The sequence below is a fragment of the Sphingomonas sp. LR55 genome (assembly GCF_036856015.1).
Taxonomy (GTDB): Bacteria; Pseudomonadota; Alphaproteobacteria; order Sphingomonadales; family Sphingomonadaceae; genus Sphingomonas.
This window is the reverse complement of the sequence record NZ_JASPFO010000001.1, coordinates 3,322,954-3,348,653: the sequence shown is the minus strand read 5'-3', so window position 1 is coordinate 3,348,653 and position 25,700 is coordinate 3,322,954. Positions and strand designations below refer to the sequence as shown.

Sequence of the window (25,700 nt, the reverse complement as noted above, 5' to 3'; positions counted from 1 at the left end):
GCCAACCGGGATATCCCAGCTTTCGCTGGGATGACGGGTGGGGGGCGAGCCGGCAGACGGCGCGACGTTCAACGCAGCGCCTCCGCAAGATTTGCGAACGCGACTTCGGCTTGCGTGCCCGCGCCAAGGGTCTTCACCGCAGCAACACCCTTGGCGAGTTCGTCGTCGCCGATAATGATCGCAAACCGTGCACCGAGCGCATCCGCCTTCGCCATCCGCGCCTTCATCTTACCCTTATACGCCATCTCGACCGCCACGCCTGCACGCCGCAGATCGGCAACGATACCGGTCGCGCGGGTTTCGGCTTCGGCACCCATCGGCACAACGACCGCATCGATCGTTGCCGCCGCCGGCTCCTCCAACAGCATAGCCAGCCGCTCGACACCAGCAGCCCAACCCACGCCCGCCGTCTCCGGCCCGCCGAGCGAGCCGATCAACCCGTCGTACCGGCCGCCCGCGAGCACAGTTCCCTGCGAGCCCAACCGGTCGGTCACGAACTCGAACGCGGTGTGGCGATAATAATCGAGGCCGCGGACGAGGCGCGCGTTGCGCTCCCACGCGACACCCGCCGCATCGAGCCCGGCCGTCACCGCCTCGAAGAACGCACGCGCCTCGGGCGTCAGATACGCGTCGATATCGGGCGCGCTGTCGGCGATCGGGCGGTCGCGCGGGTCCTTCGAGTCGAGGATCCGCATCGGGTTCTTCTCGAGCCGGGTCAGGCTGTCCTCCGACAGCTCGCCGCGATGCACCTCGAAATGCGCGACCAGCGCCTCGCGCCAGGCGTCGCGCGTCGCCGCATCGCCCAACGTGTTGAGCTGCAACGTCACGCCCTCGGAAATCCCGAGTTCGCGCAGCAGCTGGTCCGCCAGCACGAGCAGTTCAACGTCCGCCGCTGGTTCAGCAGCACCGATCACCTCGGCGTCGATCTGGTGGAACTGGCGGAAGCGGCCCTTTTGCGGGCGTTCGTAGCGGAACACAGGACCGCTGGTGGTGAGCTTCAGCGGCGCGAATTGCTGCCAGCCTTCGGTCAGATAGGCGCGCGCAATGCCGGCGGTGAACTCGGGGCGGAGCGTGAGCGAGTCTCCGCCGCGATCCTCGAACGTGTACATTTCCTTCGACACGACGTCGGTCGTCTCGCCGAGCGAGCGCGCGAACACCGCGGTCGACTCGAACACCGGGATATCGACGCGCTGGAAGCAATACAGAGCCCGCACGCGTTCGAACGTCGACAGGACGTGCGCGAAGCGGCGCTGCTCGTCGCCGAAAATGTCCTGGGTGCCACGGATGCGGCGCGGGGTTTCAATCTTAGCCATGATGCGCGCGTATCTAGGCGACGTCCCCGCTAAGCGCTAGCGCTGTGGCATGAACGACAAACCCAGATATTGGGGCCTCGGCCAACGCGTTGCCCCGCCGCGCTTCATCCTGTTCGTGCTGGTCTTCGCGATCGGCCTCGCCGCGCTGATCCCACGTATCGGGTTGGGCCGGGGGACGATGGCGGCGTTCGACGTCGCTGCGGTCGTGTTCCTGATCGCGGTTTCGACGCTATTCCGCAACGCCACCGCGGCACGGATGCGCCGCGCGGCGGAAGAGAACGACGCCAATCGCGCGGTGCTGCTCGGGTTCAGCGGTATGATCATGCTCGTCATCCTGGTCGCGGTCGCCAAGGAACTGCAGGGCAAGAACGACGCGGTCGGGATCGCTCTGACAATCGCGACGCTGGCGCTGGCGTGGCTGTTTTCGAACATGATCTACACGCTGCACTACGCGCATCTTTATTATGTCGACGATCCGGACGGGAAGGACGCCAAGGGCCTCGATTTCCCGAGTTGCGACGAGCCCGATTACTGGGACTTCGCCTATTTCGCGTTCACGCTGGGGATGACGTTCCAGACCTCCGACGTCGAGATCACCTCGCGCCGGGTGCGCAAGGCGGCGCTCGGCCAGTGCATGGCGGCGTTCGTGTTCAACATCGGCGTGCTGGCGTTCACCATCAACGTGCTGGGGAGCGGTGGCTGAGGTGAGCTCGTGTCGTCATGCCGGAAGGGCTCCGGCATGACGACATGGGGGAATTATTTCGCCGTCCACTTATCCATCCAGCCGAGCACCTCGCCATACCATTGCCGCGAGTTCTTCGGCTTCAGCACCCAGTGGTTCTCGCCTGGGTTGACCAGCAACCGCGATGGAATCCCGCGCCGCTGCAAAGCGGTGAACGTCGCCAGCCCCTGCGTGTACGGAATGCGGAAATCCTTCTCGCCGGTGATCACCAGCATCGGCGTCTTCCACTTGGCGACGTAATTGACCGGGTTCCATTTCTCGAACGCCTGCGGGTCCTCGTAATAGGCCTTCCCGCCATGCTCCCATTCGTCGAACCAGAGCTCTTCGGTTTCGTATGCCATCGCGCGGGCGTCGAACACGCCGTCATGCTGGACGATGCACTTGAAGCGATCGGGCCACTGCCCCTCGATCCAGTTCATCATATAGCCGCCGTACGACGCCCCAAGCGCACACGCATTGTCGGCATCGAGCCACGCGAACTTGTCGGTCGCGGCTTTCAGACCCTTTTGCAGATCCTCGAGCGGCCAGCCGCCCCAGTTGTTGCTGATCGCATCGGTGAAGCCCTGACCGTAGCCGGTCGACCCGTGGAAATCGACCGCGACCAGCCCGTAGCCGGCGCCTGCGAACACCGCTGGGTTCCAGCGATACGACCAGCTGTTGTTGCTCGATCCCTGCGGGCCCCCGTGGACCATGTACGCGATCGGCACCTTGCCGGTGGAACCGTACGGCTTCACCGCATAGCCCCAGACGGTGTCCGCGTTCGCGCCCTTGAAGTTGAACCGCGTGACCGTCGGCATGTCGATCCCGGCGAGCTTTGTCGCGTTGACCTGCGTCAGCCGCTGCGGCGCATCGGTGCCCGCGACGCGGTAGAAATCGGCGGGTGCGGTGAGGCTGTCGATCGCCACCACGGGACCGCGCGGGCTGATCGCAACCGCGCTGACATGTCCCTCCTGCGTCAGCCGCGTGACCGCGCCGGTGGTCGCATCGACGCGAAACAGCGGCGTCTCCTGCGTGTCGTCCGCCGTCACGTAGAGCGACTTCGAATCGGGCGCCCACGCGATCGAGCCGACCGACCGGTCCCAGCGCTCGGTCAGCGACACCGTCTTGCCGCTGGCGATGTCGCGCAGCGTCAGTACCTGGCGATCCGCCTCGAACCCCGGCCGCCGCATCGCGAAGAACGCGAGCGTCCGGCCATCGGGCGATACCGTCGGCAGATTGTCGGTCGCCTTGTTCGCCGCGGTCAGGTTGACCGGTGCAGCCGAACCATCCGCGGGCGCCGAGAAGATATCGAGGTTGGTCGACAGCGCCTCGATCCGGCCGGCTTCGCGCATCGCGAAATAGACGGTGCGGCCGTCGGGGCTCCACGAGATTTCCTCGCCGCCGCCATTGGGCTTCGAGGGCGTATCGCCGACCAGCGCGCCAACGATCGCCGTCCCGTTGCCGGGTGCACCGGTCGCCGTGAGCGGCAAGACGAACAGCTGCGAGCGGGTGCCGTCCGCCCAGGTATCCCAATGCCGTACGAACAACTGGTCGTAAGTGCGGCCGGCGCCCGCGTTCGGATCCTTCTTGACCATCGCCGGCTCGAGGCTCGGCGCGCCGGGCTTGCGGTCCGCCCAGACGAGCAGCCTGTCGCCGGTCGGCGCGACCTTGAAGCCGCTGAACCCACCCTTGAAGCTGGTCAGCTTGCGCGGCGTGCCGCCCGTTACGGGCACCGACCAGACCGCATCTTCGCCGCCCTTGTCCGAGGTGAAATACACCGTGTTGCCGACGATCTGCGGGTCGTTCTCGTTGACCTGCGGATCAGCGAGCAGCTTCACCGGCGTCGCGCCCGGCGTGCTCAGGTCGAGCCGCCAGAGATCGTAGCGCCCCTTGTCCGCGGCGAGATCGGTCTCGCGTTGTGCCCAGACGAGCCAACGCCCGTCCTGCGACGCGGTCGGCGCGCCGACGCGGCTGAGCATCGTCACGTCGTCGATGGTGAGTTGCCGGGCGGCGGCGGGGGCACTCGCAAAGGCGAGCACGGCGAGGCTGGCGGAGAGCATGATCTTCATGTGCGTGTGATAGGACGCTTGCGGGATTATGCGCAATCACCGGGGTTTGGTGACGGATCGATTTGCCTGCGGGATCAAAGACGAAATGGACAGATGCGATAGCGATCCGCAGCGCCTCGCCTCGTCATCCTGACGAAAGTCAGGACCCAGGGTTACGAACGGTGACTTTCGCGGCTCGGGGTCCTGACTTTCGTCAGGATGACGGATGGGGGTTGTCGAACGGAAAGCTATCTTCACTAAAGACACCCATGTCCCTCAAGCACTCCTTCCCCCGATCGCCGCGCCCGATGCGCGCCTGCTCGTCCTCGGCAGCCTGCCAGGGGATCGCTCGCTTGCGGCGCAGCGCTATTACGCCCATCCGCAGAACCAGTTCTGGCAGCTGATGTCGCCCGTCGTCGGTCGCGACCTCGCCGTGCTGGACTATGACGACCGGCTCGACGCGTTACGCGAGGCCCGCGTCGCGCTGTGGGACGTCATCGGTTCGGCCCGCCGCGCAGGTAGCACCGATGCGGCGATCGTCGATATCGAAGGCAACGACCTCCCCGCGCTGCTCGCCACCCTGCCGCACCTCCGCGCGATCGCGTTCAACGGCGGCACCGCGCTCAAGCAAGGCATGAAGCTCCTTGGCCGCGACGTCGCTGGCCCCGAGATCGTCGCGCTCCCGTCGAGCAGCCCGCTCCACACCGTCGGCATTGCGGCCAAGCACCCCGCCTGGAGCGCACTGGCGACGTTCCTGCTCGACCCGCCTGCAGAGCGCGCCTAGCCTTCTCGCATGACCAGCCTCTACGACCTCACGGTCCCCGCCTTCCGCCGCGGTTTTGCCAGCCTGTCGACGATCCTGACCGTCGGCGAGATGTTCGCGCGCGACCACGGCATCGGGGAGGCGGACCTGCTCGACACCCGGCTGACCGCCGACATGACGCCGCTGACCGCGCAGGTGCAGCGCGCCAGCGACACCGCCAAGGGCGCGATGGTGCGGATCGGCGACATCCCCAATCTCGCCATGGCGGATGACGAAGCCAGCTTCGCCGCGCTCCAGCAGCGGATCGTCGCGACGCTCGCGTTTCTCGATACCGTTCCCCGCGCAGCGATCGACGGCAAGGAGGACGCCCCGGTTACGCTCGTCACGCCGGGTGGCAGCATCGACTTCACCGGCAAAAGCTACGTGCTCGCCTTCGTCCTGCCCAACTTCTATTTCCACATTACAACGGCCTACGCGCTTTTACGGATGCGCGGCGTGCCGATCGGCAAGATGCACTATCTGGGCCGATAAGCACGGCTGGCCAAACCCCGTGCGGTCCGGCAAGGGCGGCGAATGTCGATCGAAAGCTTCATTTCGCAGTACGGCCTTGCCGCGATCTTCCTCGGCGCAGCGTTCGAGGGTGAAACCAGCGTCGTCACCGGCGGGCTGCTCGCGCACCAGCATCTGGTATCGCTGGTCGGCAGCGCCGCCGCCGCAGTGACCGGATCGTTCTTCGCGGATCAGCTCTTCTTCTTCGCCGGCCGCCGTTATCGCGACACCAAGCGGGTCCGCCGGATCGCCGAGAAGCCCGCCTTCGCCAAGGCGCTCGACACGCTCGATCGACATCCGACGGTGTTCATCCTCGGCTTCCGATTCTTGTACGGACTGCGCACGATCAGCCCGATCGCGATCGGTACCTCGCATATCCCCGCGCGCACCTTCGTGGTGCTCAACGCGATCTCTGCGCTGGTGTGGGGCGTGTTGTTCACGGGGATAGGCTATGTGTTCGGCGACGGGCTGATCGCGCTGGTCGACAAGGTCATGCCGAAGCAGAAGCTGGTCGGCGTGGCGATCCTGGTCGCGGTCGCGGCAGTGGTGATCACCGCGATCCGCTTCTGGCGGGGCCGCCACGTCCGCAAGGCGAGCGCGACGACCGCCACGTCAAACGCCGTCGTCAGTCGAGATCATTCTCGCTGATCACGACGATCTCCTGGTCGGGATCGCGGGCCAGCGCGACGACGCCGAGGTCGGCGATCTCGTCAAGATGCTGTTTGAAGATCGCCACCGCATCACCCTCCGGCGCCACCGTGCTCAGCGCTTCGAGCACATCATATTGCACCGCGAACTGATAGCGTTCTTCGCTGACTTCGCCCTCGAACTCGACCTGACGCAGGTCGCTATTGTCCTCGAGGGTCTTCACATCGATGTCCAACCGGTCTTCGGCCATGTTCTACGCTCCTAGATAGATGGCCGTTAAGCGCGGTTGGACGTTCGATGTTCCGTCCTTAGACGTCGAGGTTGGCGACGTTGAGCGCGTTGTCCTGGATGAACTCGCGGCGGGGTTCGACGACTTCGCCCATAAGCTGCGTAAATATCTCGTTCGCGCTCTCGGCGTTGAGCGCGGTCACGCGGAGCATCGAGCGGACCGACGGATCGAGCGTGGTTTCCCAGAGCTGTTCGGCGTTCATCTCGCCGAGCCCCTTGTAGCGCTGGATCGCGAGTCCTTTCCGCCCGGCGGTCAGGATGGCGTCAAGCAGGTGGCTTGGGCGCGAGACCTGCGTCGAGCCGCGTGCAGCGACCGCAGTGACCGAGCCGATCACGCCGGCACCGGCCTCCGCACCCTCTTCGGCCTCGGGCTCTTCCGCCGCCGAAGCCTTGCTAGCGGGCACGAGGTTCGAGGTCTGCGCATAGCTTTCGGCGTGCTCGCCCGACAGCGCGTGGAGTTTGCGCGCTTCGGCCGATACCAGGAAGCTGGCCTCGATGATGTGGTGGTCGGTGACGCCGCGCCATGCACGCTGGAAGTGGATGCCGCCGTCTTCGGTCAGCACCGCAGTCCAGCGTGCGTCGCCGTCGTCGAGTTCGAGACGACGCGTCACGACTTCGAGACGCGAGGTGCGGTCCTCGACCGAAGCCTCGGGATCGAACACGCCGCCGAGTGCCAGCGCCTCGATCATGCCGGCATCATAGCGCTTCGGGACGTAGCGCATCAGCGTCCGCATCCGGCGCGCATGATCGACCAGATCCTTCAGGTCACGACCCGAACGACCGCCGCCGGGGCCATCGAGCACCATCGTATTGACGCCCGCATCGACCAGATATTCGTCGAGCGCCGCGTCGTCCTTGAGGTACACCTCCGACCGGCCCTTGGTCGCCTTATACAGCGGCGGCTGGGCGATGTAGAGGTAACCGCCCTCGATGATCTTGGGCATGTGCCGATAGAACAGCGTCAGCAGCAGCGTGCGGATGTGCGCGCCGTCGACGTCTGCGTCGGTCATGATGACGATCTTGTGGTAGCGCAGCTTGTCCGCGTTGAAGTCGTCGCGGATGCCGGTGCCCATCGCGGTGATGAGCGTGCCGATCTCGCGGCTCGACAGCATGCGATCCTCGCGCGCGCTCCGTATTCAGGATCTTGCCGCGCAACGGGAGGATCGCCTGGAAATGGCGATCGCGGCCCTGCTTTGCCGAGCCGCCGGCCGAGTCACCCTCGACCAGGAACAGTTCGGACTTGGCGGGATCGCGCTCCTGGCAGTCGGCGAGCTTGCCGGGCAGCGAGGCGATGTCCATCACGCCCTTGCGGCGCGTCAGTTCGCGCGCGCTTGGCGGCCTCGCGCGCGGCGGCGGCGTCGATGATCTTGGCGACGATCGCCTTCCCGTGCGCGGGGTTTTCCTCAAGCCATTCGGCCATCTTGTCGGCCATCAGACTTTCGAGCGGCTGGCGGACTTCGGACGAGACGAGCTTGTCCTTGGTCTGGCTGCTGAACTTGGGATCGGGCAGCTTGACCGAGACGATCGCGGTCAGGCCTTCGCGCATGTCCTCGCCGGTGAGCTGGACCTTTTCCTTCTTCAACATGCCCGATTTCTCGGCGTAGTTATTAAGTGTGCGGGTCAACGCGGCGCGGAACGCGGCCATGTGCGTGCCGCCGTCGCGCTGCGGGATGTTGTTCGTGAAGGCGAGGACGTTCTCGTAATAGGAGTCGTTCCACTGCAACGCGACGTCCATCGTGACGTCGTCGCGCGTGCCGCTGATCGCGACCGGCTCGGGCATCAACGGCACCTTCGCGCGATCGAGATACTTCACGAACGCGGCGATCCCGCCCTCGTAATAGAGCTCGACGGTCTTCATCTCCTCGTGCCGCGCGTCGGAGAGGAACAGGCGGACGCCCGAGTTGAGGAAGGCGAGTTCGCGGTAGCGATGTTCGAGCTTGTCGAAGTCGAAATCGGTGATCTTGAAGGTCGCGGGCGATGGGAAGAAGGTGACGCGCGTGCCCTTCTGGCCTTCGGTGGCGGGACCGACGACCTTCAGCGGCGCGACCGCATCGCCGAACGCGAAGCGCATGTAATGCTCCTCGCCGTTGCGCCAGATCGTCAGGTCGAGCCATTCGCTGAGCGCGTTGACGACCGAGACGCCGACGCCGTGCAGGCCGCCCGAGACCTTGTAGGCGTTCTCGTCGTTGGTGTTCTCGAACTTACCGCCGGCGTGGAGCTGGGTCATGATGACCTCGGCTGCGGACACGCCTTCCTCGGTGTGGATACCGGTCGGGATACCGCGGCCGTTGTCGGTGACGGAGACCGAGCCGTCGGCGTTGAGGACGATGTCGATCCGGTCGCAATGCCCGGCGAGCGCCTCGTCGATCGCGTTGTCGCTGACCTCGAACACCATGTGGTGGAGGCCCGAGCCGTCGTCGGTGTCGCCGATGTACATGCCGGGGCGTTTCCGCACCGCGTCGAGGCCCTTGAGGACCTTGATCGAGTCGGCGCCGTAGTCGCCCATGTTCGGGAGGTTGGGATTATTGGATTCAGGGTTGGATGCCATGACAAGTATATAGGCATCCGAGGGCCGAAACGGAAGCGAAATGGCCTGTAGGGGCTCGGGTGCGCGGGAGTGAAGTATAGGAAGTGCGGACGCTGGGAGCGTTTTGTGTCGAGTGTGCACTTCGCGTGTCGGGCGTGTCGGTTTCGAGGAGGTTGGGAGCGCCATGCGGGGATGGTGACAGCGTAGGGTCGTGTAGGACAGCGGCTCGCGGCTTCTCCGGTGAAGCCACCTCCCCGGCGCAGGCCGGGGCCCAGGTGGAAAGGTTTCAATAACTACGTGCCGCACTCTGTTAGCGACGTCGCCCAACTGGGCCCCGGCCTTCGCCGGGGTGGTGGGCGGCTGAAGGGGCGCGGCCCTTACGTCCCTCTCCCCTTGGGGGAGAGGGAAGGAGGAGCCGTAGGCGACGGAAGGGTGAGGGGGAGTTGGGGCGAACTCCTGAGCCTCACGCCCCTCTCCCTTCCCACCACAAGTGCGGCGGCCCCCTTCCCTCTCCCCGAGGGGGAGAGGGAGCTGCTCCTCAGAAACGGTCGGCGCGCTGGCCGAGGAGTGTGACTTCGACGCGGCGGTTGAGACGCATGCCGGCGGGCGTTGCATTCGTGGCGACCGGATCGCGCTCGCCGTGGCCGACGACGCTGAAGCGGGCACGGACCACGTCCATGTCGTCGAACGCCTGGCGGACGCTCGCCGCGCGCCGCTCAGACAGGTCCTGGTTGTGCGCGTCGGTACCACGCGAGTCCGTAAACCCATCGATCGACACGCGCACGCCGGGGTTACCGCGCAGATAGCGCGCGAGCGGACGCAGCTTCTCGATCGCGCCGGGACGCAGCACGTCGCTATCCGTGCGGAACAGTACGTCCTCCTGCAGCGTCAGCGTCGCGCCGCGCGGGGTCTGGCGGAAGCCGTAGTTGCGCATCGCGCCGCGATCCCACGTCGTGGTGGTCTCGACCACCGTGGTGCCGCCGCCGCGGTAGCCGCGTGGGTCACGGCCATACGCATCCCAGTCGAATCGGTCGCGGCGGGGTCCCGCGATGCGGGCGAACTCGCGGTTGGCATCGTCGGCTTCCCGGGGGCTGATCCGGCCATCGCCGTTCGCATCGAAGTTCGGCATCACGAACGCAATGCCGCGCCGCGTATTGCGCAGTTCGGGGAAGAGTACCGGCACGCCTACGCCTTCCAGACGATAGCCGGGGCGCAACCAGGGCGCGCGGCTCATGTCGTAACGCCCCTCGGGCCGTCCTCCGTCACGGACCTGCGCTAAAACGGGGGCGGTGGTTGCTGCGACCATCAGGACGCCGAGGGCTGCGCGCGTGAAATTCCGGGTCATCATCGTCTCTCCGTGTCTTCGATGGACGGAGCTTTGCCCGCGCCCGCTTGAACGCGCGGTGAGCCTGCTCGACAGCGCGCGTTCAGCCTAACGCCCGACCGCGATCCGCGTTGCCTGGGCGCCGATCGCATCGAACAGCGCGTCTTCGGTGCCGGTCATCCACACCTGGCCGCGGCCTGCAAGCCGCGCGAACAGCGCCGCACGGCGCGCCGGGTCGAGATGTGCGGCGACCTCGTCGAGGAGCAGGACGGGGGGCTGGCCGGTGCGTTCCGCGACGAGGTCGGCGTGGGCGAGGACGATGCCGAGCAGGAGCGCCTTCTGCTCGCCGGTCGAGGCGAGCGAGGCGGCTCGCGCCTTGTCGAGATGGGTGACGATCAGGTCGACGCGGTGGGGTCCGCTGAGCGTGCGCCCGGCAGCGGCATCGCGCGCACGGCCCTGGGCAAGGTCGGATTGCAGGCGCGTGGTATCGCCGGCCCAGCCTTCGAGTGTCAGGCCGGCGCGGGGAAATGGGCTGTCGCCTTGTTCCGCAAGCCGTGTTCCGAGCAACGTCACTGTCTCGCGCCGGGCGGCATCGACCGCGGCGCCGTGCTCGGCCATTTGCGCCTCTAGCGCGGAGAGCCAGTCGCTATCGGGCCGGCCTTCGTCGGCGAGCAGGCGGTTTCGCGCGCGCATCGCCGCGTCATAGCGGGCGGCGTGGTGGGCGTGGGTGGGGGCGAGGGCTAGCGTGAGGCGATCGAGGAAGCCGCGACGCTCGCTGGCGGGGGCGACGAACAGGCGGTCCATCGCCGGGGTGAGCCAGAGGATGGTGAGCCATTCGGCGAGCGCGTTCGCAGTGGTGGTGGCGCCCTGGATGCGGACGATGCGGCGTTCTGGGGCCGAGGCTAGCGTGCCGGTCGCGACGTCGACTTCGCCGGACGAGGGTATTCCCACTTCCGGCTCTGACTCCCGTCCCGCTTGCGGGAGGGGTCGGGGAGGGGCGCGCTTTCCTCGACACCGGTCGCCAGTACGTACGTCACGCCCTCCCCTAACCCCTCCCGCAAGCGGGAGGGGGAAAGTGTCGCCGCGACACCGAAGCCTCCCGCCCCGCCCTGCCGCGCCATCTCGCCCAGTGCAGCGCGACGAAGTCCGCGGCCGGGTGCGAGCAGCGACACAGCTTCGAGGATATTCGTCTTCCCTGCGCCATTCTCGCCGGTCAACACCACGAACCCCGGCCCCGGCTGGAGCGTCAGATCGGCATGATTACGAAAATCGGTAAGGACCAGGCGCGACAGCATCGCACCGCCCTTAGCGGCAATTTTCGCGCGCCGTCAGCCTTTGCCTCAGGCGGCGATCCGCTCGGGGACGATCGCCGGTTCGAGCTTCGCCTTCTGCATGCTGAGATACGAGGCGAGTTCGGGGCCGAGTTCGCGCTGTGCCCGCAGATAGGCGACCGGCGTAACGATCCCGAGCCGTTCGCGCGCAGCGTCGAGCGGTTCGTGGAGGAGGTGCAGATAATCCTCGCCCGAAATCCACTTTGCTTTGCGTCCGTTGCGATAGCCTTCCCAGACCGCCTTCGCGAACAGCTTGCTCCCCGTAACGCGCATGCTCTTCAGCGCCGCAGCCGAGCCGATCAGCGCCCAGCCGAGCCCGCCGACCTGCGCGTAGCTGAACGCCACGAGCGCCGCCTCACCCATGCTTTCGTCCGCCTTGTAGCCGGTCAGCACGTGCCAGATGTCGTGCGTGTCGCGCACCCGCCGGCCGAACCACGCATAGGGATGCGCCAGATCGTCCTCTGACGGCTCGAGCCGCGAGACCTCGACCAGCCCGTCCGCGGAATAGCCTGTCGTCTCGAGGAAATTCCGATACGCCGCCCCCACCGTGCCGGGCGCGAAGCTCGCGACGAACGCGGGATCGGAGAAACGCTGTGCCAGTTCGACGCGGTCATAGGCGATCCGGCCGCCCTGCTCGGAAGCGATCAGCCGCGCGTAGTTCATCGGTGCGTTGCCGACGTTCAGCGCGCGCATGATCCGGAAAACCTGCGTCGTGTCGTCGCCGTTCGCGAGCAATTTCCTGATCGCATCGAACGCGGTACGCCAATCGCGACGACCGGTCGTACCGGGAAACGGAGGAAGCTTCGCCATCGAGTCGACTCCTTACTGACATTACTGTTAGTATCAGATACGACGATGGGTTCAAACGAAAAAGCCACCCCACAGGATGGCCTTTCGATGACTACGACTTCACATGCTTGGTATCGCAATATGTGAAGCCGGCTGCCCGTCTCCGGACAGTCTCCAAGCCCGATGCTTTTACAGAGCGGGAACGCCAAAGCGCGGCACGCCGGCCACCTGTGAATTTGCGATCTTACGGTCGATACTTCGCCAAGATCTCTAGCTGACTGCAATCGAGGCGCTTGGCTCAAGGCACGAGTGGTAATTCCGGGGTCGCACACGCGAAAGGCCGACCGTCGCGTGTGATGTGCACGATCTCCCTGGCCTCCAGCCAGTCTATCAATTTGCCGAGCTGGTCTTTTAAATCGGCAACATCAATCACGTTCATGATCCGGCTCCTGCCTGTCGCCCCGCTATACCACGGAGCGACAGGCGGACCGAATCACACGCGCATCGGCATCAGCACGTACAACGCGGGCGACTTGTCGTTCTCGCGGATCAGCGTCGGGGCGGCGGCATCAGCCAAGTGCACCTCGACCATGTCGCCGTCGATCTGCGCGAGGATGTCCATCAGATAGCGGCTGTTGAAGCCGATCTCGAACGGCAGCGCGACGTAATCGCCGGGGACTTCCTCCGCGGCAGTGCCGTTTTCGGGCGAGGTCACCGACAGCGTAATCTTGTCGCGGTCGAGCGCCATCTTCACCGCCCGCGTCTTCTCGGTCGCGATCGTGGAGACGCGGTCGACGCCTTCCATGAAGCTCTTCGGATCGATCTTGAGGATCTTGTCGTTGCCAGTCGGGATCACGCGGCTGTAGTCGGGGAAGGTGCCGTCGATCAGCTTCGAGGTCAGGATCGCCTGGCCGAGGTCGAAGCGGATCTTGGTCGGCGACAGCGAGACGCCAACCGAACCGTCGACCTCGTCGAGCAACTTGCGCAGCTCGCCGATGCATTTGCGCGGCACGATCACGTCGGGCATCGATTCGGCACCCTCCGGACGCGGCAGCGTGACGCGCGCGAGGCGGTGGCCGTCGGTCGCGGCGGCCTTCAGCACCGGGTTCGAGCTGTCGCCGTCCGCCACATGCAGGAAGATGCCGTTGAGGTAATAGCGAGTCTCTTCGGTCGAGATCGCGAAGCGAGTCTTGTCGATGATCTGCTTGAGCGTCTCGGCGGGCAGCTCGAACTGGGTCGGCAGTTCGCCCTCGGCGATCACCGGGAAATCGTCGCGCGGCAGCGTGCCGAGCGAGAAGCGCGCGCGGCCTGCGACGATGCTCATCCGGCCTTCCGACGCGGCGAGCTGGACCTGCGACCCCTCGGGGAGCTTGCGCGCGATGTCGAACAGCGTGTGCGCGGATACGGTGGTCGCGCCGGGCTGGTCGACCGCTGCTGCGATCGATTCGTTGATCTGGAGATCAAGGTCGGTCGCCATCAGCTTGAGCGTGCCCTCAGCGGTCGCCTCGATCAGCACGTTCGACAGGATGGGGATGGTGTTGCGCCGCTCCACCACGGACTGGACATGGCTCAGCCCCTTGAGGAGCGTTGCGCGTTCGATCGTCGCCTTCATCAAAATTCCCCCGGCCTCCACAGCCGGACTCGGGGCTGGGGGCAATCCGCTAATGGCTTACCCAACAACAAAGGGTCGGAGCAAGCGCCCCGACCCTTCTTTGATCACGGTAAACGTCGCGTTAAAGCGATCAGAAGCGGAAGCCGTAGCTCGCCACGACCTGATGGCGGTCGGTATCGACGTCGAAGCGGCTGCTGGTGGCGCCGGTCGCATAGTCGATGTTGCCGCGCTCATAGTTCGAATAGCGATATTCGAGCTTGGCGTAGCTGTTCGGGCCCATCGCGTGCTCGGCGCCCGCACCGACGCGCCAGCCGTCGAGCTTGAAATTATTGTCGGTGGTCTGGCTGGTGCTGCCCGCGAGCACTTCGAGCTTCGAGTTGGTGTAGCCGCCCTTGACGTACAGCATCGTCGTCGGTGCGACGACATAGCCTGCGCGCGCGCCGACATAGATGTCGCGGCCCTGCTTGACGCGGCCATATCCGAAGTCGCTGGTGTAGTCGTTGCGGTCGCTCTTCGCGGTCGAGCCGGTCAGTTCGGCTTCGGCGCCGAGCACGATGTTGTCCGAGGTCGCGATGTCGTAGCCGATACCGCCGCCGTACAGCAGGCCGTCGATCTTCTGGTCGTCGCGTCCGTTGTTGTTGGACACGCTGCTGCCGGCGCCGGTGTGGTCGTAGCCGAGCGTGGCCTCGACGCGGGGGCCGGTGAAGGTCGGGTTGGTCTGCGCGAGGGCGGGTGCTGCGACGGCTGTGGTGGCGAGCAGCGAGACGGCGATGAGCGTACGCATTGGGTTACTCCTTACTGATCTGGCGCCCCATTACGCGGGGCGGACCGCTCCAATGGACCAACCGCGCGGGCGTTGCATGAACCCCAGATAAACGCGGAAATCCGTTGCTTTTGCGCCACAGGGGGTTGAAACGCGGGCCATGATTCCAAGCCAACGGCAGGGTGAACGCGACGCCCGATCAAGCGATAGTCCGGCCCTTCGCAAGGGACGCGATTTCGTCGCGCGGCACGGCGAAACCGTGTTCAACGCGGCGCATCGGTTGCAGGGGAATGCCGCGCATACGCCGTTGACTCGGGCTGGGTTCGCGCAGGCGGACGAGCTTGGGCGGGCTTTGCGTGGGGTGCTGGGGGTGAAGCCGAAGCTGGCGTTGTGGGCGTCGCCGACCGGGCGGGCCTTGCAGACGCTGGCGGTGATCTGCGAGCATCTGGAGCTGGATTGGCACGACGCGCGGACCGATGCCCGGTTGGTCGAGATCGACATGGGGTCGTGGGGCGGCCGCTATTACGCGGACGTCGTCGATGAGGTCGGGCCGGTGATGCTGCCGGGGGGCACGCTGAAGCCTGCGCCGGACGGCGAGACGTATGCGGAGATTGCTGCGCGGGTTGGCGGGTGGCTGGCAGATACCGCGGAGGAGTCGGGCGACCGGCTGGTGATCATGCACGGGATCTCGAGTCGGGTGATGCTGGGCGTGATGACAGGTGCGGCGGTCGATCCGTTGCTCGGTGCGCCGATTGCGAAGGGGTTGCCGCAGGGGTCGGTCACGCTGGTGGAGAACGGACGCGCGACAGTGCCGCATCTTGGTACGGGATTCGCTCCAGCGTGAGATTGGCGGCTCTGCTGATCCTCGCGACCGCGGTCCCGGCATCGGCGCGCGACACGATCGGCGTCTACAAGGGCTGGGGGCGTTTCGCGATGCCTCGCCCCCGCGGTGTTACGCGATTGCTCGGCCGGTGATGGCGGGGGGCGCTCGTCCGGGTTTGCGAGCGTGGCAACGTGGCCGAAGCGGGGTTTGCGCGCGTCTTTGTATGTGCGACTCAGTCGGGAGCGAGATCGGTCGGCGGGGGTGACGCTGACGGTTGGCGAGCGTCGATTCGCGCTGGTGGCGAACGGGCTGGATGCGTGGGCGAGCGATGCGCCGAGCGATCGGGCGATCGTGGCGGCGATGCGGTCGGGACGGAGCATGAGTGTCGAGGCGGTCGGCGTCGGGGGGCGGCCGTTTGCGGATGTGTATGCGCTGTCCGGGGCGGCGACAGCGATCGATGCGGCTGTGCTGGCATGTAGCGGGGGGTGAACTGTAGGCGTTCGCCCTCACTCAGTACCACCACCCCGGCGAAGGCCGGGGCCCAATTGGGTGACGGGTGTACCGACGCTCAGTTCTCCGTTGCGACGACCTTTCCTATTGGGCCCCGGCCTTCGCCGGGGTGGTGGTTATTTTGGGTGACGTTCGGCCTGACTGCGCCGACTCCGCTCCCATCCCGCAGCCAGTAGAAAAATCACGAAAATTCCGCTACGGGCCGCGTCATGCAGACCGCCGCGAACCTCATGCCTATTCCGGGGCACATCGATCCCGTGCCCGTTCCCCGCAGCTTCGTGCCGCGCAGCGATGGGCGGATCGACCTGCTCGGGCTGTCGCTCGCCGATCTGCGGATGGCGCTGGAGACGTCGCAGTTGGAGGAGAAGCAGGCCAAGCTGCGCGCCAAGCAGCTGTGGCACTGGATCTACAATCGCGGCGCGACCGAGTTCTCGGCGATGACCGATATCTCGAAGACGATGCACCCGTGGCTCGAGCAGCGCTTCGTCATCAGCCGCCCCAACGTGGTCGAGGCGCAGGTGTCGACCGACGGCACGCGGAAATGGCTGCTGCGCTCGGACGACGCGCAGGATTACGAGATGGTGTTCATCCCCGACGCGGATCGCGGCACGTTGTGCGTGTCGAGCCAGGTCGGTTGCACGCTCAACTGCACCTTCTGCCACACCGGCACGATGCGGCTTGTGCGCAACCTGACGCCGGCCGAGATCGTCGGGCAGGTGATGCTCGCACGCGATTCGCTGGGCGAATGGCCGAGCCAGCCCGAGGGCCGCATGCTCACCAACATCGTGATGATGGGGATGGGCGAACCGCTCTATAATTTTGAGAATGTCCGCGATGCGTTGAAGCTGGTGATGGACGGCGCCGGGCTCGCGCTGAGCCGGCGGCGGATCACGTTGTCGACATCGGGCGTGGTGCCGATGATGGCGCGTGCGGGGGCCGAGATCGGCGTGAACCTTGCCGTGTCGCTGCACGCGGTGACCAAGGAAGTGCGCGACGAGATCGTGCCGCTCAATCGGAAGTACGGCATCGAAGAGCTGCTTCAGGCATGCGCGGACTATCCGGGCACCAACAACGCGCGCCGGATCACGTTCGAATATGTGATGCTAAAGGACAAGAACGACTCCGACGACGACGCGCGCGAGCTGGTGCGGTTGCTGCGGAAGTACGAGCTGCCGGCGAAGGTGAACCTCATTCCGTTCAACCCGTGGCCGGGTGCGCAATACGAGTGCTCGACGCCCGAGCAGATCAAGTCGTTCTCGAGCATCGTCTTCGGCGCGGGGATTTCGGCGCCGGTGCGGACGCCGCGCGGGCGCGATATCGACGCGGCGTGCGGACAGCTGAAGACCGCGTCGGAGAAGAAGAGCCGCGCGCAGATCGATCGCGAGGCCGCCGCCGAGTCTGATGCCGCCTTTGTCTGATCTGGCTTCGCTGGGATTGGCGGCGGGTGCGGGGATGCTGGGCGGCGCGATGAACGCGCTGGCGGGCGGCGGCAGCTTCGCGACGATGCCGTCGCTGATCGCGCTCGGCCTGCCCTCGCCGATCGCCAACGCGACCAGCAACGTCGCGGTGCAGCCGGCGGCGATGGCCAGCGCGTGGGCCTATCGGGCGGATCTCGGGCCGGTCGGTGGCGTCGGTATCCGCACGTTGGCGGGGATAACGTTCGTCGGCGGGCTGGTCGGCAGCCTGCTGTTGTTCTTCACCCCGGCGACCGCGTTCGACGTGATCGTGCCGTGGCTGCTGCTGATGGCGACGCTCGCGATCGCGTTCGGCAAGCCCGCCTCGACCTGGCTGCATGCACGCGTTGCGATCGGGTCGCGCTCGCTGATCGCCGCGCAGACGTTGCTGGGGATCTATGGCGGCTATTTCGGGGGCGGCGTCGGGATGATGTTGACCGCCGCCTGGGGATTATTGTCCGGCGCGTCGCCCGCCAAGCTCGCTGCGCCGCGCACGCTGATGCTGGCGACCGCGAACGCCGCCGCGACGATCGTGTTCGCGGCGACCGGCATGGTGGCGTGGACATTGTGCCTGCCGATGATGGCGGGCGGCGTGGTCGGCGGGTATTTCGGCGCGCGGTTCGGGCGGAAGCTGCCGGATGCGGTGATCCGCGGGTGGACGCTGCTGGTGACGGCGACGACGACGATCGTGTTTTTTTACAGAGCATACGCCTGAACCACGATGTTCCCCGCGAAGGCGGGGACCCAGTCTGGGCACCCGCCTTCGCGGGTGAACACGCTTGGTTTGGCGTCACACATTTCCAAAGAAGCCGTCGCCCCAGCGAAAGCTGGGGTCTCGTGCGGCGAGGGTGCGCTCCGTTACCGGGATATCCCAGCTTTCACTGGGATGACGGACTTTGTGGTGATGACGGACGTCGGGGTCAGCCCGGCCGGCGCATCTTGAAGAGCGCGTCCTCGGTGATCTCGAAGTAATCCGCAGGACCGCCGCCGCGCAGGATCGGTTGCGCGCGCCGTCTGGTAGACACCGTCCTCCAGCATGGCCGAGTCGATGTGGATCGCGACCGCCTCGCCGAGCACCAGCCACTGGTCGAGCTCGCGGCCTTCCTTGGTTTCCAGGCGGATCAGCTGCGTCAGCTTGCACTCGAACTGCGCGCGACGCCGCAACGCGCGGTGGCTTCACCGTAGTCGACGCTGCCATCTCCAGCTTGGCGAGCGCAAACTCGTCGACGTCGGCGGCGACGTTCGCGGCGGTCGTGTTCATCGCCTCGCTCAGGTCGCGCGAGACCAGGTTCCAGACGAACTCGCCGGTCGCCTCGATATTGGCGACGCTGTCCTTCCAGCCCATCGACGAGAAGCCGATGATCGGCGGCGCGTAGTTGAAGAGGTTGAAGAACGAATAGGGCGCGAGGTTGGCGACGCCGTCTGCGGACAGCGTGCTGACCCAGCCGATCGGTCGCGGCGCGACGATCGCGTTCAGCGGATCATGCGGCAGGCGATGGCCGTCCGCGGGCTCGTAAGAATGCCATTCGGTCATACACTTATTCCTGCTATGCCATGGTCCGACTGCCTATAGCGAAGGTCGAGCATGAACGATCCCACTGCCCCGACTATCAGCACCCCGATCATCAAGCGCCATCGGCTCGCGACGCGCATATGGCACTGGGTGACGGTGGTGACGATGTTCATCATGATCGGCAGCGGGATCGGCATCCTCAAGGCGCATCCGCGGCTGTACTGGGGCCGGTACGGCGCGAATTTCGACACCGCGTGGACGACGCTCGACCAGTGGCCGAGCTGGCTGGTGTCGCTGCTCAACCTGCTGACGATCCCGACGAGCTATAACCTCGCGATTTCGCGGCGGTGGCATCTGCTGTTCGCGCTGGTGCTCGCCTTCGCGCTGCTCGGGTTCATGATCGTCAGCCTGGTCAACAAGCATTTCCAGCGCGATCTCCGCGTCCGCGCCGCCGAGCTGTCGCCGCGCGAGGTCGGGCACGACGTGAAGGAGCATCTCGCTTTCCGCTTCCACGATCCAAAGCGGCCGGGCGCGTACAACATCCTCCAGAAGCTGTCCTACGTGGCGACGATCTTCGTGCTGATCCCGGTGATGATCCTGACCGGGCTGACGATGTCGCCGGGGATGGATGCGGCATGGCCGTGGCTGCTGGAGGTGTTTGGCGGGCGGCAGTCGGCGCGGTCGATCCACTTCATCGCCGCGACCGGGCTGGTGCTGTTCATCATCGCGCATCTCGCACTGGTGATCCTTGCGGGGACTTGGAACGAGGTACGGTCGATGATCACCGGGCGCTGGCATGTTCCCAAGCACACGTCGGAGGACGTCGCATGAGCTCGCTGATTACCCGCCGCTCGCTAATTGTAGGCGCGACCATTGGTGCAGGCGCGCTGCTGACCGGCTGCGATAAGATCGCCGCGAACCCCGAGGCGCGGAAAATCCTGTTTATGGGCGAGGACATGAACCGCGGGCTGCAACGTGCGCTGACCAACCGCAACGCGCTGGCGCCAGAGTTCAGCCCTGCGCAGATGTCGCCGATCTTCCGGTCGAACGGCACAAGCAATCCGGGGACGGCGGACTATACCGCGATGGTCGCCAACAACTTCGCGGATTATCGGCTCAAGGTCGGCGGGCTGGTCGATCGGCCGCTGTCGGTCAGCTTGCCGCAGCTTCGCCAGATGCCCGCGCGCGCGCAGATCACGCGGCACGATTGTGTCGAGGGCTGGAGCGCGATCGGCAAATGGCAGGGACCGAAGCTTGGCGCGCTGCTCGACGCCGCCGGCCTGAAGCGCACCGCGCGCTACATCGTCTTCACCTGCGCCGACCTGTACCGCGGCGCGAATTATTACGAGTCGGTCGATCTGGTCGACGCGTTCCACCCGCAGACCATCCTCGCCTGGGCGCTCAACGATCAGGTGCTCGACGTCGCCCACGGCGCGCCCGTCCGGCTGCGCGTCGAACGGCAACTAGGCTACAAGCACGCGAAATACGTCACGGCGATCGACGCGGTCGCCAGCCTCGAAGGCATTGGCAAGGGCAAGGGGGGCTATTGGGAAGATAACGTCGATTACGACTGGTATGCGGGAATCTGATCGGCCGCGGGGTGGCGCAATTCCGTACCAATCATTAGCTAACGCCTCATGGCACTTTTCGATCGTTTCCTGGCCCGGCAGGTTAAAACCGGCGAACTCACGCTCATCCACGCGGACGGCACCACCAAGCATTTTGGCAAGCCCGACCCCGCCTATAACCCGGTCACGATCCGGCTGACCCAGCCGGGAGTCGCAGGGGCGATCGTCCGCCACCCCGCACTCGGCGCGGCGGAGGCGTTCATGGACGGCCGCCTCGTGATCGAGCGCGGCGATATTCGCGATCTGGTCAATCTGCTCAAGGGCAACAGCCCGTGGGAGCGTGGCGGCGGGCTCAATCCGTCGCTGCCGATCAAGCTGCTCGACAAGGTGGTGCATCGCGTCGACCGCGTGAACATGGCGCGCCGGTCGAAGAAGAACGTCGCGCATCACTACGACCTGTCCGACCGGTTGTACGACCTGTTCCTCGACGCGGACCGGCAATATTCCTGCGCGTACTTCACCGATGCGGGCAACAGCCTGGAGCAGGCGCAGAACGATAAGAAGGCGCACATTGCCGCCAAGCTGGCGATCCAGCCGGGGATGCGCGTGCTCGACATCGGCTGTGGCTGGGGCGGGATGGCGCTGTACCTGCACGGGAAGACCGGTGCCGAGGTGCTCGGCGTGACGCTGAGCGAGGAACAGCTGAAGGTCGCACGGCGTCGAGCCGAGGAAGCCGGTGTCGCCGACAAGGTGAAGTTCGAGCTGATCGATTATCGCGCGCTGACCGGAACGTTCGACCGGATCGTGTCGGTCGGGATGTTCGAGCATGTCGGCCCGGCGCACTACAAGGCGTTCTTCCGCAAATGCCGTGATCTGCTGACCGAAGACGGTGTGATGCTGCTCCACACGATCGGGCGGATGGGCGGGCCGGGCGTCACCGACACCTTCACGACCAAGTACATCTTCCCGGGTGGCTATAACCCGGCGCTGTCGGAAATCGTGAAGGGGTATGAGGGACTGCGGATGTTCCCGACCGATATCGAGGTGCTGCGCGTCCATTACGCGCTGACGATCGACCAATGGTACGACCGGACGGTGGCCGCGAAGGACGCGATCGTCGCGCTGTACGACGAGCGCTTCTACCGGATGTGGACGTTCTACCTGGCAGGCGCCGCGGCGGCGTTCCGCACTGGCGGGATGGTCAATTACCAGATTCAGCTGTCGAAGAGCCGGATGACGCTGCCGCTCACGCGCGACTATATGATCGAGGGCGAGCGGGCGTTGCGGGACTAAGTCCGTTCGTCCTGAGTAGCTGCTGAGCTTGTCGAAGCGGCGTATCGAAGGATTCGCCCGGGGCAATGTCCTTCGATACGGGTCTTCGGCTTCGCTCAGCCCCTACTCAGGACGAACGGAATTCTGGCGACCATCGGGTGGGCGTCAGCGCGGCCCCTGCACGTCGGCCTTCGCGGCAGCGCGCTCGTCGCCGCCGATCTTGCCGTCCTTGTTGGCATCGTACTTCGCGAACGTCGCCGCGAGCAGCGCCTGCGCTTCGGCCTGCGTGACCTTGCCGTCCTTGTTCTTGTCCGCGCTGGTGAACCACAGGTCGGCGAGACGCTTGGCGTGGACCGGATCCGGACGCCCCTGTCCGCCAACCTTCATGTTGCCGATCCGCGCCTGCACTTCCGCGCGCGTGAGGACGCCGTCCTTGTTCGTGTCCGACGCAGCGAACTCGGTCTTGAACTTGGCCGAGGCGGACGCGCGGGTTTCCTGCGCGAGCGCTGGCGTCGCAAGGCCGGCGAGGACGAAGAGGGTGAGGCTTTGGCGTAGCACGGTGGTTAAACTCCAGAGGATGCGAGGCGCGAATAGACCGGTTTGGTTGTACGCGCCATGAATGCGCGCGGTTGCATGAGGGCCACTCAACGCATAGGGGCGCCGCATTGGATATTGCCCGAAGGACCCTGCCCGTGACCGATCAGATCAACCGCGTCGTGCTCGCCTATTCCGGTGGCCTGGACACGAGCGTGATCCTGAAATGGCTCCAGCAGACGTATAACTGCGAGGTCGTGACGTTCACCGCCGATCTCGGCCAGGGCGAAGAGCTCGAGCCGGCGCGCGCCAAGGCCGAGATGATGGGCGTCAAGCCCGAGCACATCTTCGTCGACGATCTTCGCGAGGAGTTCGTGCGCGACTACGTGTTCCCGATGATGCGGTCGAACGCGCTGTACGAGGGGCTGTACCTGCTCGGCACGTCGATCGCGCGGCCGCTGATCGCCAAGCGCCAGATCGAGATCGCCAAGATGGTCGGCGCGGACGCGGTCAGCCACGGCGCGACCGGCAAAGGCAACGACCAGGTCCGCTTCGAGCTCGGCTATTACGCGCTGTCGCCCGACATCAAGGTGATCGCACCGTGGCGCGAATGGGACCTGACGAGCCGCACGCGCCTGATCGAGTTCGCCGAGCAGCACCAGATTCCGGTCAGCAAGGACAAGCGCGGCGAGTCGCCGTTCTCGACCGACGCGAACATGCTACACACCTCGTCCGAGGGTAAGGTGCTCGAAGATCCGTGGGACGAGGTCCCCGATTACGTCTATTCGCGCACCGTGAACCCCGAGGACGCACCTGACGCGCCGGAATACATCACGATCGATTTCGAACGCGGCGACGGCGTCGCGATCAACGGCGAGGGCATGAGCCCGGCCACCCTGCTGTCGACGCTCAACGAATACGGCCGCCGCCACGGCATCGGCCGTCTCGACCTCGTCGAGAACCGCTTCGTCGGCATGAAGAGCCGCGGCATGTACGAGACGCCGGGCGGAACGATCTATCACCTCGCGCACCGCGGCATCGAGCAGTTGACGCTCGATCGCGGCGCCGCGCATCTGAAGGACGAACTGGCGCCACGTTATGCCGAGCTGCTCTACAACGGCTTCTGGTTCTCGCCGGAGCGCGAGATGCTGCAGGCGGCGATCGATCACAGCCAGGAGAAGGTGTCGGGCACCGTCCGCCTGAAGCTCTACAAGGGCGGCGTGTACGTGGTCGGCCGCAAATCGCCGAACTCGCTGTATTCGGAGAAGGTCGTGACGTTCGAGGACGATCAGGGCGCGTACGACCAGCGCGATGCGGCGGGCTTCATCAAGCTGAACGCGTTGCGGCTGCGGCTGCTGGGGCGCCGCGACCGGTAAGACGGCGAAGGTCGCCACATACCGCGCGTTAACCAAATATCATCGACTCAACGGCAAGGTCGCATCTCTGATTGGGGAGATGCGACGTGCTGGGTGCGGTTCATGACAAATTGGTGTTCGGCCGTCGTATTCGGCGTCTGGCCGCGGTGATCGCCGATCGATTGCCCGCCGATGCGCGGGTGCTCGATGTCGGCTGCGGCAGCGGCGATCTGGCCGTGCTGATCATGCAGACGCGGCCAGACGTGACGATCGAAGGCATCGACGTGCTGGTGCGCCCGGACACGGCGATCCCGGTCCATGCGTTCGATGGGGCACATATCCCGTTTGCAGACAACGCCTTCGACGCGGCGATCGTCGTTGACGTGCTGCATCATACCGACGACCCCGAAGCCGTGCTCGCCGAGATTGCGCGGATCGCACCGATGGTCATCATCAAGGATCATCTGCGCAACGGCATCGCCGCAAACACCACGCTGCGCTTCATGGATTGGGTCGGCAACGCCGCGCACGGCGTCAGGCTGCCGTATAACTATCTGTCGCGCAAGGAATGGACCAGCATCTGGCGGACGCTGGATCTGGGCGTCAGCAGGTTCGCGACGCGGCTGTCGCTGTACCCGCGCCCGTTCTCGTGGGTATTCGATCGCGGGCTGCACTTCGTGACGGTGCTGTCACGCTGAACCGAAGCGCGTGATCAGCATGAAAAAGGGGAGGATACGGCGATCGTATCCTCCCCTTTTTCATGCCCATCCCAACCTCAGCGATCGGGTCGGGTGTCGATCAGTCCGATCAGGAAACTGGTAAACATCGTCTGCAACCCGATGACGCACGCCACCATCGTCGGGATCGCCAGACGCATGAGATGGACCGGCTCCATCGGCCCGAATCCCGCCCGCCCCCATTGGGCGAGCAGCGCTGCACTACCGGCCATGCCAAGCAGCAGGAGAAGACCACCGAGGATGCAACCGCGCTCGACGCTGAAGTGGCGGCGGAATTGATCGACCCGCATGCTGGTCGGCCACAAGGCGCTGGCGACGCCGTAGAGTCTTGCGAGGATTCCGAAGCCGATCAACTGGCTACCCAGCAGCATTGTCATCGCCGCAAACAGCATCGTCGTCGCGCTGAGTTCGATACCGCCGAGTTCGACCCCGCCGGTCGCGAGTACCGCGACTCCCGCCGCGCCGCCAGCTGCGGCGATCAGGCCGGGATAGACGAACAGGAATCGCGGAGCATAGGTCAGCAGGAAGCGCAGATGCCGCCAGCCGTCGCGCCACGTCCGCAAATGCGGCGGACGGCTGCGACCGTCGGGCGACAGCGTGGTCGACACCTGGCGGACATCGAGCCGGTGCATGACCGCCTTGACGACCATCTCGCTGGCGAACTCCATGCCCGACGATCGCAAGCCAAGACCAAGGACCGAATCGCGGCGGAATCCGCGCAGACCGCAATGGAAGTCGCCGATGCGCGCGTTGAACAGGCGACGCCCGAGGAAGCTGAGGACGGGGTTGCCAAGATATCGATGCAGCGGCGGCATCGCACCGGGAGCGATCCCGCCCTGGAACCGGTTGCCCATCACCAGTTCGCCGCCATCTCGGAGCGCGGTGACGAACGGCATCAACGCGAGAAAGTCGTAGCTGTCGTCGGCATCGCCCATGATCACGAAGCGTCCGCGGGCCGCCGCGATCCCGCCCAGCAGCGCCGCACCATAGCCCTTCGTCTCGACGCCGACGAGGCGCGCGCCCATCGCATTCGCGATCTGGCGCGACCCATCGGTCGAACCGTTGTCGGCGATCACGACCTCGCCGGCAACCCCGCTCGACCGCAGGAATTCCTGCGCCTTGCGAATGCAGAGGGCGAGCGTCTCGGCTTCGTTGAGGCAGGGCATGACGATCGACAGTTCGACCGCATCCTCCGCTTCCACCGCTGACGTTCCGCGTTCGACGATCGGCGATTGATAGGCCAGCACTGTCGGCATGG

Annotated in this window: 25 protein-coding genes and 3 pseudogenes; 13 read left to right on the top strand and 15 right to left on the bottom strand. The window is 65.7% G+C overall.

All coding sequences use genetic code 11. From position 1 onward, the window contains the following. Positions 1-68: 68 nt before the first annotated feature. Positions 69-1,313, bottom strand: coding sequence for a histidine--tRNA ligase (gene hisS / locus QP181_RS16170; RefSeq protein WP_333929174.1), 1,245 nt, complete (start codon positions 1,311-1,313; stop codon positions 69-71). A gap of 49 nt (positions 1,314-1,362) precedes the next feature. Between hisS and QP181_RS16165 the strand changes: the two genes are divergently transcribed. Further along, positions 1,363-2,016 carry a DUF1345 domain-containing protein gene (locus tag QP181_RS16165; RefSeq protein WP_333929173.1) on the top strand — a complete coding sequence of 218 codons (654 nt, stop codon included), beginning with the start codon at positions 1,363-1,365 and terminating at the stop codon, positions 2,014-2,016. A 53-nt stretch (positions 2,017-2,069) separates the two neighbouring features. On the opposite strand, the gene QP181_RS16160 is transcribed toward QP181_RS16165, so the two are convergent. Continuing rightward, complete coding sequence (locus QP181_RS16160) at positions 2,070-4,103, bottom strand: S9 family peptidase (protein WP_333929172.1); 2,034 nt, start codon at positions 4,101-4,103, stop codon at positions 2,070-2,072. Positions 4,104-4,308: 205 nt separating this feature from the next. On the opposite strand from QP181_RS16160, the gene QP181_RS16155 reads away from it, so the two are divergent. Genes QP181_RS16155 through QP181_RS16145 form a run of 3 tightly spaced genes read left to right on the top strand, consistent with a single transcriptional unit; the run spans position 4,309 to position 6,042 of the window. Continuing rightward, complete coding sequence (locus QP181_RS16155) at positions 4,309-4,866, top strand: DNA-deoxyinosine glycosylase (protein WP_333929171.1); 558 nt, start codon at positions 4,309-4,311, stop codon at positions 4,864-4,866. Between the two features lie 9 nt (positions 4,867-4,875). After that, positions 4,876-5,376 carry a DUF1993 domain-containing protein gene (locus tag QP181_RS16150; protein ID WP_333929170.1) on the top strand — a complete coding sequence of 167 codons (501 nt, stop codon included), beginning with the start codon at positions 4,876-4,878 and terminating at the stop codon, positions 5,374-5,376. 42 nt (positions 5,377-5,418) lie between these two features. Next, positions 5,419-6,042 carry a DedA family protein gene (locus QP181_RS16145; RefSeq protein WP_277983741.1) on the top strand — a complete coding sequence of 208 codons (624 nt, stop codon included), beginning with the start codon at positions 5,419-5,421 and terminating at the stop codon, positions 6,040-6,042. Here the strand turns inward: QP181_RS16145 and QP181_RS16140 are convergent. The 10 genes and pseudogenes from QP181_RS16140 to QP181_RS16100 form a co-directional block, all read right to left on the bottom strand. Next, complete coding sequence (locus QP181_RS16140) at positions 6,020-6,292, bottom strand: DUF1488 family protein (protein WP_277983740.1); 273 nt, start codon at positions 6,290-6,292, stop codon at positions 6,020-6,022. The genes QP181_RS16145 and QP181_RS16140 overlap by 23 nt on opposite strands. A gap of 58 nt (positions 6,293-6,350) precedes the next feature. Beyond that, positions 6,351-7,403 carry a toprim domain-containing protein gene (locus QP181_RS20115; protein WP_443027601.1) on the bottom strand — a complete coding sequence of 351 codons (1,053 nt, stop codon included), beginning with the start codon at positions 7,401-7,403 and terminating at the stop codon, positions 6,351-6,353. Positions 7,404-7,543: 140 nt separating this feature from the next. After that, entirely contained in the window at positions 7,544-8,878 is a 1,335-nt protein-coding gene (locus QP181_RS20110; RefSeq protein WP_443027556.1) for an ATP-binding protein, read from the bottom strand. A gap of 517 nt (positions 8,879-9,395) precedes the next feature. Next, complete coding sequence (locus QP181_RS16130) at positions 9,396-10,202, bottom strand: OmpA family protein (RefSeq protein WP_333929169.1); 807 nt, start codon at positions 10,200-10,202, stop codon at positions 9,396-9,398. Positions 10,203-10,289: 87 nt separating this feature from the next. Beyond that, positions 10,290-11,132, bottom strand: coding sequence for a DNA replication/repair protein RecF (locus tag QP181_RS16125; RefSeq protein ID WP_443027600.1), 843 nt, complete (start codon positions 11,130-11,132; stop codon positions 10,290-10,292). A 102-nt stretch (positions 11,133-11,234) separates the two neighbouring features. After that, positions 11,235-11,476: pseudogene (locus QP181_RS16120) on the bottom strand (AAA family ATPase); the annotation flags it as partial. A gap of 45 nt (positions 11,477-11,521) precedes the next feature. Continuing rightward, positions 11,522-12,322 (bottom strand): Coq4 family protein, encoded by an 801-nt coding sequence (locus QP181_RS16115; protein WP_333929168.1) that lies wholly within the window; start codon positions 12,320-12,322, stop codon positions 11,522-11,524. A gap of 277 nt (positions 12,323-12,599) precedes the next feature. Continuing rightward, the gene (locus QP181_RS16110; RefSeq protein ID WP_333929167.1) at positions 12,600-12,740 is read right to left on the bottom strand and encodes a type II toxin-antitoxin system Phd/YefM family antitoxin; all 141 of its coding nucleotides are present in this window, start codon (positions 12,738-12,740) and stop codon (positions 12,600-12,602) included. A gap of 54 nt (positions 12,741-12,794) precedes the next feature. Continuing rightward, positions 12,795-13,913, bottom strand: coding sequence for a DNA polymerase III subunit beta (gene dnaN / locus QP181_RS16105; RefSeq protein ID WP_056017955.1), 1,119 nt, complete (start codon positions 13,911-13,913; stop codon positions 12,795-12,797). A gap of 130 nt (positions 13,914-14,043) precedes the next feature. Then, positions 14,044-14,697, bottom strand: coding sequence for an outer membrane protein (locus QP181_RS16100; protein ID WP_333929166.1), 654 nt, complete (start codon positions 14,695-14,697; stop codon positions 14,044-14,046). Between the two features lie 139 nt (positions 14,698-14,836). Between QP181_RS16100 and QP181_RS16095 the strand changes: the two genes are divergently transcribed. From QP181_RS16095 to QP181_RS16080, 4 genes and pseudogenes are all read left to right on the top strand, one after another. Then, entirely contained in the window at positions 14,837-15,520 is a 684-nt protein-coding gene (locus QP181_RS16095) for a histidine phosphatase family protein (RefSeq protein ID WP_333929165.1), read from the top strand. Beyond that, positions 15,517-15,988 (top strand): annotated as a pseudogene (locus tag QP181_RS16090) (invasion associated locus B family protein). The gene QP181_RS16095 and the pseudogene QP181_RS16090 overlap by 4 nt, the downstream one beginning before the upstream one ends. 230 nt (positions 15,989-16,218) lie before the next feature. Beyond that, on the top strand, positions 16,219-17,427 hold the full coding sequence (rlmN, locus tag QP181_RS16085) for a dual-specificity RNA methyltransferase RlmN (protein ID WP_333929164.1): 1,209 nt from the start codon (positions 16,219-16,221) through the stop codon (positions 17,425-17,427). Beyond that, the gene (locus QP181_RS16080) at positions 17,411-18,178 is read left to right on the top strand and encodes a sulfite exporter TauE/SafE family protein (protein WP_333929163.1); all 768 of its coding nucleotides are present in this window, start codon (positions 17,411-17,413) and stop codon (positions 18,176-18,178) included. Before rlmN ends, QP181_RS16080 begins: the two co-directional genes overlap by 17 nt. A 205-nt stretch (positions 18,179-18,383) precedes the next feature. Here the strand turns inward: QP181_RS16080 and QP181_RS16075 are convergent. Next, positions 18,384-18,997 (bottom strand): annotated as a pseudogene (locus QP181_RS16075) (flavin reductase family protein). A gap of 51 nt (positions 18,998-19,048) precedes the next feature. On the opposite strand from QP181_RS16075, the gene QP181_RS16070 reads away from it, so the two are divergent. From QP181_RS16070 to QP181_RS16060, 3 genes are read left to right on the top strand one after another with little or no spacing between them, the layout of a single operon-like run. Next, a complete protein-coding gene (locus tag QP181_RS16070) occupies positions 19,049-19,807 on the top strand; it encodes a cytochrome b/b6 domain-containing protein (protein WP_333929162.1) in 759 nt (252 codons plus the stop codon). Next, the gene (locus tag QP181_RS16065; protein ID WP_333923805.1) at positions 19,804-20,565 is read left to right on the top strand and encodes a molybdopterin-dependent oxidoreductase; all 762 of its coding nucleotides are present in this window, start codon (positions 19,804-19,806) and stop codon (positions 20,563-20,565) included. Before QP181_RS16070 ends, QP181_RS16065 begins: the two co-directional genes overlap by 4 nt. Before the next feature lie 48 nt (positions 20,566-20,613). Next, positions 20,614-21,837 (top strand): class I SAM-dependent methyltransferase, encoded by a 1,224-nt coding sequence (locus tag QP181_RS16060; protein ID WP_333929161.1) that lies wholly within the window; start codon positions 20,614-20,616, stop codon positions 21,835-21,837. 144 nt (positions 21,838-21,981) lie between these two features. Here the strand turns inward: QP181_RS16060 and QP181_RS16055 are convergent, their stop codons facing one another. Continuing rightward, on the bottom strand, positions 21,982-22,374 hold the full coding sequence (locus tag QP181_RS16055) for an EF-hand domain-containing protein (RefSeq protein ID WP_332755841.1): 393 nt from the start codon (positions 22,372-22,374) through the stop codon (positions 21,982-21,984). A 134-nt stretch (positions 22,375-22,508) separates the two neighbouring features. Between QP181_RS16055 and QP181_RS16050 the strand changes: the two genes are divergently transcribed. Next, positions 22,509-23,726 carry an argininosuccinate synthase gene (locus QP181_RS16050; RefSeq protein ID WP_333929160.1) on the top strand — a complete coding sequence of 406 codons (1,218 nt, stop codon included), beginning with the start codon at positions 22,509-22,511 and terminating at the stop codon, positions 23,724-23,726. A gap of 86 nt (positions 23,727-23,812) precedes the next feature. Continuing rightward, a complete protein-coding gene (locus QP181_RS16045) occupies positions 23,813-24,403 on the top strand; it encodes a class I SAM-dependent methyltransferase (protein WP_333929159.1) in 591 nt (196 codons plus the stop codon). 77 nt (positions 24,404-24,480) lie between these two features. On the opposite strand, the gene QP181_RS16040 is transcribed toward QP181_RS16045, so the two are convergent. Continuing rightward, complete coding sequence (locus QP181_RS16040; RefSeq protein WP_333929158.1) at positions 24,481-25,698, bottom strand: glycosyltransferase family 2 protein; 1,218 nt, start codon at positions 25,696-25,698, stop codon at positions 24,481-24,483. Positions 25,699-25,700: the final 2 nt, after the last annotated feature.

Bases quoted from the DNA above. Each gene is read 5' to 3' on its own strand.
- QP181_RS16065 (WP_333923805.1), top strand. From the start codon at position 19,804: ATGAGCTCGCTGATTACCCGCCGCTCGCTAATTGTAGGCGCGACCATT.
- QP181_RS16115 (WP_333929168.1), bottom strand. From the start codon at position 12,322: ATGGCGAAGCTTCCTCCGTTTCCCGGTACGACCGGTCGTCGCGATTGG.
- QP181_RS16080 (WP_333929163.1), top strand. From the start codon at position 17,411: ATGCCGCCTTTGTCTGATCTGGCTTCGCTGGGATTGGCGGCGGGTGCG.
- QP181_RS16060 (WP_333929161.1), top strand. From the start codon at position 20,614: ATGGCACTTTTCGATCGTTTCCTGGCCCGGCAGGTTAAAACCGGCGAA.
- QP181_RS16165 (WP_333929173.1), top strand. From the start codon at position 1,363: ATGAACGACAAACCCAGATATTGGGGCCTCGGCCAACGCGTTGCCCCG.
- QP181_RS16095 (WP_333929165.1), top strand. From the start codon at position 14,837: ATGATTCCAAGCCAACGGCAGGGTGAACGCGACGCCCGATCAAGCGAT.
- QP181_RS16070 (WP_333929162.1), top strand. From the start codon at position 19,049: ATGAACGATCCCACTGCCCCGACTATCAGCACCCCGATCATCAAGCGC.
- QP181_RS16155 (WP_333929171.1), top strand. From the start codon at position 4,309: ATGGGGGTTGTCGAACGGAAAGCTATCTTCACTAAAGACACCCATGTC.
- rlmN (WP_333929164.1), top strand. From the start codon at position 16,219: ATGCAGACCGCCGCGAACCTCATGCCTATTCCGGGGCACATCGATCCC.
- QP181_RS20115 (WP_443027601.1), bottom strand. From the start codon at position 7,403: ATGGGCACCGGCATCCGCGACGACTTCAACGCGGACAAGCTGCGCTAC.
- QP181_RS16130 (WP_333929169.1), bottom strand. From the start codon at position 10,202: ATGACCCGGAATTTCACGCGCGCAGCCCTCGGCGTCCTGATGGTCGCA.
- QP181_RS16160 (WP_333929172.1), bottom strand. From the start codon at position 4,103: ATGAAGATCATGCTCTCCGCCAGCCTCGCCGTGCTCGCCTTTGCGAGT.
- dnaN (WP_056017955.1), bottom strand. From the start codon at position 13,913: ATGAAGGCGACGATCGAACGCGCAACGCTCCTCAAGGGGCTGAGCCAT.
- QP181_RS20110 (WP_443027556.1), bottom strand. From the start codon at position 8,878: ATGGCATCCAACCCTGAATCCAATAATCCCAACCTCCCGAACATGGGC.
- QP181_RS16140 (WP_277983740.1), bottom strand. From the start codon at position 6,292: ATGGCCGAAGACCGGTTGGACATCGATGTGAAGACCCTCGAGGACAAT.
- QP181_RS16040 (WP_333929158.1), bottom strand. From the start codon at position 25,698: ATGCCGACAGTGCTGGCCTATCAATCGCCGATCGTCGAACGCGGAACG.
- QP181_RS16150 (WP_333929170.1), top strand. From the start codon at position 4,876: ATGACCAGCCTCTACGACCTCACGGTCCCCGCCTTCCGCCGCGGTTTT.
- QP181_RS16145 (WP_277983741.1), top strand. From the start codon at position 5,419: ATGTCGATCGAAAGCTTCATTTCGCAGTACGGCCTTGCCGCGATCTTC.
- QP181_RS16100 (WP_333929166.1), bottom strand. From the start codon at position 14,697: ATGCGTACGCTCATCGCCGTCTCGCTGCTCGCCACCACAGCCGTCGCA.
- hisS (WP_333929174.1), bottom strand. From the start codon at position 1,313: ATGGCTAAGATTGAAACCCCGCGCCGCATCCGTGGCACCCAGGACATT.
- QP181_RS16110 (WP_333929167.1), bottom strand. From the start codon at position 12,740: ATGAACGTGATTGATGTTGCCGATTTAAAAGACCAGCTCGGCAAATTG.